This is a genomic window from Roseococcus thiosulfatophilus, from assembly GCF_017311575.1.
GTDB lineage: Bacteria > Pseudomonadota > Alphaproteobacteria > Acetobacterales > Acetobacteraceae > Roseococcus > Roseococcus thiosulfatophilus.
In genome coordinates this window covers 21164-27869 of the sequence record NZ_JAFFQY010000020.1, presented here as the reverse complement: position 1 = coordinate 27869, position 6706 = coordinate 21164, and the positions used below count along the sequence as shown (strand labels likewise).

At 69.7% G+C, this 6706-nt stretch carries 7 protein-coding genes; 5 read left to right on the top strand and 2 right to left on the bottom strand.

The genetic code is table 11. The features are described 5' to 3' along the window. From JTN19_RS09045 to JTN19_RS09035, 3 genes are all read left to right on the top strand, one after another. Positions 1-1134 (top strand): CaiB/BaiF CoA transferase family protein (locus JTN19_RS09045; protein WP_206931592.1); only part of this gene is annotated, 1134 nt, incomplete at its 5' end. Between the two features lie 90 nt (positions 1135-1224). Continuing rightward, positions 1225-1926, top strand: coding sequence for a cytochrome c oxidase assembly protein (locus JTN19_RS09040; RefSeq protein WP_242531007.1), 702 nt, complete (start codon positions 1225-1227; stop codon positions 1924-1926). A 10-nt stretch (positions 1927-1936) separates the two neighbouring features. Then, on the top strand, positions 1937-2440 hold the full coding sequence (locus JTN19_RS09035) for a CopD family protein (RefSeq protein ID WP_206931591.1): 504 nt from the start codon (positions 1937-1939) through the stop codon (positions 2438-2440). On the opposite strand, the gene JTN19_RS09030 is transcribed toward JTN19_RS09035, so the two are convergent. Beyond that, positions 2418-2936 (bottom strand): DUF2231 domain-containing protein, encoded by a 519-nt coding sequence (locus JTN19_RS09030; protein ID WP_206931590.1) that lies wholly within the window; start codon positions 2934-2936, stop codon positions 2418-2420. The two genes, JTN19_RS09035 and JTN19_RS09030, sit on opposite strands and share 23 nt — an antisense overlap. 12 nt (positions 2937-2948) lie before the next feature. On the opposite strand from JTN19_RS09030, the gene coxB reads away from it, so the two are divergent. Next, entirely contained in the window at positions 2949-3593 is a 645-nt protein-coding gene (gene coxB, locus JTN19_RS09025) for a cytochrome c oxidase subunit II (protein WP_206931589.1), read from the top strand. Continuing rightward, complete coding sequence (gene ctaD / locus JTN19_RS09020; RefSeq protein WP_206931588.1) at positions 3590-6079, top strand: cytochrome c oxidase subunit I; 2490 nt, start codon at positions 3590-3592, stop codon at positions 6077-6079. Before coxB ends, ctaD begins: the two co-directional genes overlap by 4 nt. Here ctaD and JTN19_RS09015 read toward each other — a convergent pair. Beyond that, entirely contained in the window at positions 6016-6705 is a 690-nt protein-coding gene (locus JTN19_RS09015; protein WP_206931594.1) for a phosphoribosyltransferase, read from the bottom strand. The two genes, ctaD and JTN19_RS09015, sit on opposite strands and share 64 nt — an antisense overlap. Position 6706 lies beyond the last annotated feature (1 nt).

Sequence of the window (6706 nt, the reverse complement as noted above, 5' to 3'; positions counted from 1 at the left end):
TGCACCACGCAGCTCGCGGAGTTCGGCGCCGAGGTGTTCAAGCTGGAACTGCCGGTGGTGGGCGACCCCTTGCGGAAATTCGGCAGCGTGACCGAGTGCGGCGAGACGCTGCCCTGGCTCTCCGAATGCCGGAACAAGAAATCCGCCACGCTGGACCTCCGCAAGCCCGAGGGCGCGGAACTGCTCAAGCGCATGGTGCGCGACGCCGATGTGCTGGTGGAGAACTTCCAGCCCGGCACCATGGAGAAATGGGGCCTGGGCTGGGAGGTGCTGCGCGAGGTGAACCCGCGCCTCATCATGGTGCGCATCTCGGGCTTCGGGCAGACGGGGCCCTATCGGGCGCGGCCGGGTTTCGGGCGCATCGGCAATGCCTTCGGGGGCCTGTCCTTCCTGGCGGGCTATCCGGACCGGCCGCCGGTCACGCCGGGTTCAGCCACCATTCCGGACTACCTGGCGGGCCTCTATGGCGCGCTGGGCACGCTGCTGGCCATGCAGGCGCGGGAGAAGACGGGGCGCGGGCAGGTCGTGGATATCGGCCTCTACGAGCCCATCTTCCGGATATTGGATGAGCTGGCGCCCTCCTATCAGCTCAATGGCTATATCCGGCAGCGCATGGGGCCCGGCACCGTGAACGTGGTGCCGCACAGCCACTACCCGACGAAGGATGGCCGCTGGATCGCCATCGCCTGCACCTCCGACAAGATTTTCGCCCGGCTGGCGGAGGCGATGGGCGTGCCTGAATACGCCGCAGGCGGAAAATGGGAGACGCTGGCCCAGCGCGAGGCGGAGCGCGCGATCGTGGACGAGTATGTCTCCGACTGGACGCGCGGCATGACGCGCGAGGAGGTCATCGCCACCTGCAACAGCTTCGAGGTGCCCTGCGGCCCGGTCTACGCCATTGATGAGATCTTCGAGGACCCGCAGTACAAGGCACGCGGAAACATCAAGTGGATGAAGGACCCGCGCGTGGGCGAGCTCGCCATCCCGAACCTGGTGCCTCGCCTCTCGGAGACGCCGGGGGAGGTGAAGTGGCTCGGCCCTTCCATGGGCGCGCACAATGACGAGGTCTATCGCGACTGGCTCGGCCTGGACGAGGCCGAGATCGAGCGGCTTTCGGCGCTGCGGGTGATCTGACGCCCAAGGCCAAGTTCAAGCTGGCGGCAACCCGTGCTGCCCTGCCACGTTCCCCCTTCGCAGCCCATGCGCGAGGGGAGGGACTGAGCATTGCCGATCGCCTATTGCGGCATCCCGGCCATTCCGGCCGATGTCTGGATGCGCTGGAACTTCGACCCCGCGGTGCTGCTGGCGCTCGGCCTTCTGGGCTTCGTCGCCCAGCGGGCGGGGGCGGCGCGCGCTGGCTGGGGCGCGGCGGCGGTGGGCTTCGTCATCTTCATCTCGCCCCTCTGCGCGCTGAGTGCCGCGCTGTTCTCGGCGCGCGTCGCGCACCACGCGCTGCTGGTGGCAGTGATGGCGCCGCTGCTGGCGCTAGCCTTCCCCGGGCGGAGGGCCTTGCCGCTGGCGCCGATCTTCGCCGTGCACATGCTCATCCTCTGGGCCTGGCATGTGCCGGCCTTCTACGCCTGGGCGCTGGAGACGGTGGCCGGCTACTGGTTCATGCAGGCGACCTTGCTGGCGAGTGCCATGCTGCTGTGGCGCGCCGCCCTGCGCCCGGGCGCCGAGGCCCATGGCATCGCGGCGCTGATCGGCACCGTGGCGCAGATGGGCATGCTGGGCGCCATCATCACCTTCGCGCCACGCCCCCTCTACTTCGCCCATTGGCTGACCACCGAGGCCTGGGGGCTGAGCGCGCTCGAGGACCAGCAGCTGGGCGGCCTCATCATGTGGGTGCCGGCGGTGCTGCCCTACCTGGCGGTGGCGGCCTGGCTGGGGCTGCGGCTGCTCGCCACCCCGCGCCCCGCCCGCTGAGGCGCCGCGCGTGCTGCTCTGGATCACGAAATACGTGCATGTCACGGCCATCAGCCTCTGGGCGGGGGGACTGATCGCCCTGCCCTTCCTGCTGCGCCAGACGGACGGGCTGCGCGGGCCCTCGCTGCACCGGCTGCACCGGATGGCGCGCATCTTCTACGTGGGTTGGCTATCGCCCGCCGCCTTCCTGGCGATCGCGAGCGGCACGCTGCTGATCTTCCTGCGCGAGACCTTCGTCGAGTGGTTCACGCTGAAGCTGGTCTTCGTCATGGTCCTGGCCGCGCTGCACGTGCGGATGGGCCTCATCATCCTCTGGGTCTTCGACCCGCGTGAGCGGCTGAGCCCCTGGGGCGCCCGGCTGCTGACCTCGGGCATCCTCGTCACCGTCTGCGCCATCCTGGCCGTGGTGCTGTGGAAACCCGCCCTGCCCTCCGAGGCCTGGGCGCCGGACCTCTTCCAGCCCGGCCGCCTCGGCGAGCTTTTTCCCCGCCTCACCGCTTGGGTGACACCATGACCCCGACGCCATGATCCAGCACCAGCTTGCCTCCATGCCAGCCGGCCACCGCCGTGAAGATCGCGGCCAGAACGGACAGCGCCAGCCCATGCGGCAGCACCGGCGCCTCGATCAGCCGCACGCCCCAGTTGGCGGCCATGATGGAGATCAGCGTCATGGCGGCGGTGGCATGCGTCCAGCTGGCGACGCGGATACGGATGCCCTTGACCAGCACCAGCTCCGCCGTGCCGGCGACGGCCGCCGCGATGCCGGTGATGAAGGCGAAGGCCGCGGCCCAGAGGCCGGTGCGGAGGAAGAATTCATCGCCCGTGATCCAGTAGAAGACGTCGCTGCCCAGCGTCGCGATCACCAGCGCGATGGGGAAATGCACCATCATGGCGTGGATGGGGTGGCCCACGAGTGCGACGACGGAGCCCGTTCCCTCGCGTTCGATGGCCTCCATCACGGGGCTCGTGGGCGGCGCGTCGCTGCGCTCTTCGCGGGGAATATCCGACATGGGGTTCCTTTCGTGGCGGCGCTGCCGCTGCTGGGCTGCGCGGGAGAGCTGTCGGTGCTTCAACCCGCGGGCCCCATCGCGGGTTCCATCGCCACCCTCTCATGGGCGATGATGATCGGCAGCCTTTTCCTGACGGCGCTGATGACGGCGATCTTCTTCTTCGTCGTGTGGTGGCCGCGGCGGGCGGCGCGCATCTCGGCGCGCGCCTGGATCATCGGCGGCGGGCTGATCCTGCCCGGCTTGGTGCTGCCGCCCTTGGTGGTCGCCGCCGTGGTGGTGGGTGAGCGGATGATGCCGCATGACCCCGTGCCGCGCATCGAGGCACATGCGCGGCAATTCTTCTGGACCTTCCGCTACCCCGACCATGGCGGCGCCGAGACGCGCGACCTGCTGCACCTGCCAGCCGGCCAGCCCGTGGACATCCACATCACCGCCGAGGATGTGATGCACGCCTTCTGGGTGCCACGCCTGGCGGGCAAGCTCGATGCCGTGCCGGGCCACACCAATGTGCTGCGCCTGCAGGCCGATACGCCGGGGCGGCTGGAGGGGCTCTGCGCCGAGTTCTGCGGCCTCGGCCACGCCCATATGCGCTTCGAGGTACGGGTGCACGCCCCGGACGAATTCGCGGCCGCCGTGGCGGCGGAGACCACGCCATGACCCAGGACCCCATCCGCCTGCACAAGGCGCTCTCGCGCATCTGGGCCACCGCACCCGGCTTCGGCCGCGCCTCGGCCGTGAACCACAGCATCGTGGGCATGCGCTTCATGGTCACGGCGGCCTTCTTCTTCGCCGTGGGCGGCATGCTGGCCATGTTGATCCGCGCGCAGCTGGCCACGCCGCAATCCGCCTTCATCGGGCCGGAGATCTACAACCAGATCTTCACGATGCACGGCACCATCATGATGTTCCTCTTCGCGATCCCGATGCTGGAGGGGCTCGCGATCTACATGCTGCCCAAGCTGCTGGGCGCGCGGGACCTCGCCTTCCCGCGCCTCTCGGCCTATGGCTACTGGTGCTACCTGTTCGGCGGCCTGATCCTGCTGGGCGCGCTGTTCGCGGGCGTGGCGCCCGACAGCGGCTGGTTCATGTACACGCCGCTCTCCTCCAGCACCTATTCGCCCGGCATCAACGCCGATGTCTGGCTGCTGGGCGTCACCTTCGTGGAGATCTCCGCGATGACGCTGGCGGTGGAGCTGGTGGTCTCCATCCTGAAGCTGCGCGCGCCGGGCATGACGCTCAGCCGCATGCCCATCTTCGCCTGGTACATCCTGGTGACGGCGCTGATGATGGTGGTGGGCTTCCCGCCGCTGATCCTGGGCTCGATCCTGCTGGAGATGGAACGGGCCTTCGACCTGCCCTTCTTCGACCCCAACCGCGGCGGCGACCCGCTGCTCTGGGCGCATCTGTTCTGGCTGTTCGGGCACCCGGAGGTGTACATCATCTTCCTGCCGGCCGCCGGCGCGCTCTCCACCATCATCCCGGTGTTCGCGCAGCGGCCGCTGGTGGGCTACAATGCCGTCGTCATCGCCATCATCGTGCTGGGCTTCCTCAGCTTCCTGATCTGGGCGCACCACATGTTCACGGTGGGCATCCCGCATCTGTCGCTGGCCTTCTTCTCCTTCGGCTCGGCGCTGGTGGCGGTGCCCACGGCGGTGCAGATCTTCGCCTGGCTGGGCACGCTGGCGCATGGGCGGCCGCGCTGGGACGTGCCCATGCTCTACATCGCGGGCTTCCTGGTCATCTTCGTGCTGGGGGGGCTGACGGGCGTCATGCTCGCCATCGTGCCCTTCAACTGGCAGGTGCATGACACGCATTTCGTGGTGGCGCATTTCCACTACGTGCTGGTGGGCGGCTTCGTCTTCCCGATGCTGGCGGCACTCTACTACTGGCTGCCGCAGGTGACGGGAAAGCTGCCCATGCATCGGCTCTCGGTGCCGGCCTTCTGGCTGCTGTTCATCGGGTTCAACCTCACCTTCCTGGTGATGCACTGGACGGGGCTGCTGGGCATGCCGCGCCGCGTCTACACCTTCTTCCCCGATGATGGCTGGACCTGGCTGAACCTGACCTCCTCCATCGGCGGCTTCCTGCTGACCATGGGCTTCGCGCTGGTGGCCATGGACGTCTTCCTGCAGCGCAAGCTGGGCAAGGCGTTCCGCCGCGACCCCTGGAATGCCGCCACGCTGGAATGGGCCATGCCGACGCCGGCGGCACCCTATGGCTTCGCCTCCCTGCCCCGCGTGGAGGTGCGGGCCGACCGCTTGGCCCCGCGCGAGATCGGGCCGGAACTGGCCGCCGGCCGCGGCTATCTCGGCCACGCCCGCAATGGCTGGCAGGAGACGCTGGGCGTGCACCGCACGACGGGCGAGCCGGACCAGATCATCATCCTGCCGCGCCCGACCTATGAGCCGCTTTATGCCGGCCTCTCGACGCTCACGGCGGTGCTGGCCATGCTGTTCCAGCTCTACTTCGTGGCGCTGGCGGCGGCGGTGGTCACGGCGGGGCTCTTCGTCTGGGGCGCGCGCGACGCGGGCCAGCGGCAGGACCATGGCCTGATGCCGGCCGGGCATGGGCTCGACCTTCCCCTGCACACCGAGGCGCCCGACCCCCCGCCTTTGCTGGCGCTGGCCTTCGCGCTGCTGGCGACGGGCACCATCCTGGCCTCACTCCTGTTCGGCGTGGTCTATCTCTGGCTAAACGCGCCCAACTGGCCGCCGCCGGAAGTGATGGCGCCGGGGCTGCTGCTGCCCGCGCTCATCGCGCTCGGCCTCGTCGCGGGGCCGGTGGGGGCGCGGCTGGCGCGCGGCAGCGTCTCTCGGGGCCACGCGCCCTGGCTGGGCCTGGCCGTGCAGGCGGTGGGCGGGGTCGCGGCCATGGCGCTGCTGGTGCTGCTGATCCAGGACGCCCTGCCCGACCCGCGCGCCCATGCCTATGCGGCCACCAGCTTCGCGCTGCTGGGCTATGCCTGGCTGCATGTGGGGATCGCGCTGCTCTTCGTGATCAGCAACGCGCAGCGATGGGCGGGGGGCTACATCTCGCCACGCCGGATGCTGGATTTGCGGCTGACGCGGCTGTGGCAGGACTATGTGGCGGCGGCGGGGCTTGTTTCGCTGGCCGTGGCCATGGGGCTGCCGGCGCTGCTGTGATCGGGCCACCAGCCCTGCGCGTCTCGGCGCAGGGCGGGGGTCTCGAAGACCGAGACCACGGGGATTTCGGCGGGCCAGGACGGCGCCCAGCGCCGCGTCTGCACCATGGCGACGCAGAGCCCCACCGGCACCACGCCCGCCTTCGCCAGGAGCCCGAGCCCCGCCTGGGCGGAGGCGCCGCTGCTGACCACGTCATCCACCAGCAGCACACGCTTCCCACGCAGCCGGTCCAGCATCAGCGGGTCCAGCCAGAGGCGGCGTTCGCCGGTGGTGGTGATGGAGTGGATGGTGACGCTCAACGCCTCGTCATACCAGCGCTTGCGCGAATAGCCGGCGGCGACCCAGTTCGGGTGGCCCAGCGCCTCGGCCACCACGGGGGCGAAGACGTGGCCCAGCGTGGGCAGGCCCAGCACCGCCTCGGCGCCGAGTGGCCGCGCCGCCTCGGCCATCCAGGTGGAAAGCGCGCGGATCACGGGAAAGCTCGCCTGGGTGGCGATCAGCCCCGCCACGCCGATGTCGCGGATGGGAAGGTGCAGCCAGCGCCCATCCGGCATGCGCGCCGGGTAGCGCGCGGTGAAGGGCGGGCCGGGCTCCGGCGCCGCGTCGAATTCCTGCCAGAAGTCCAGC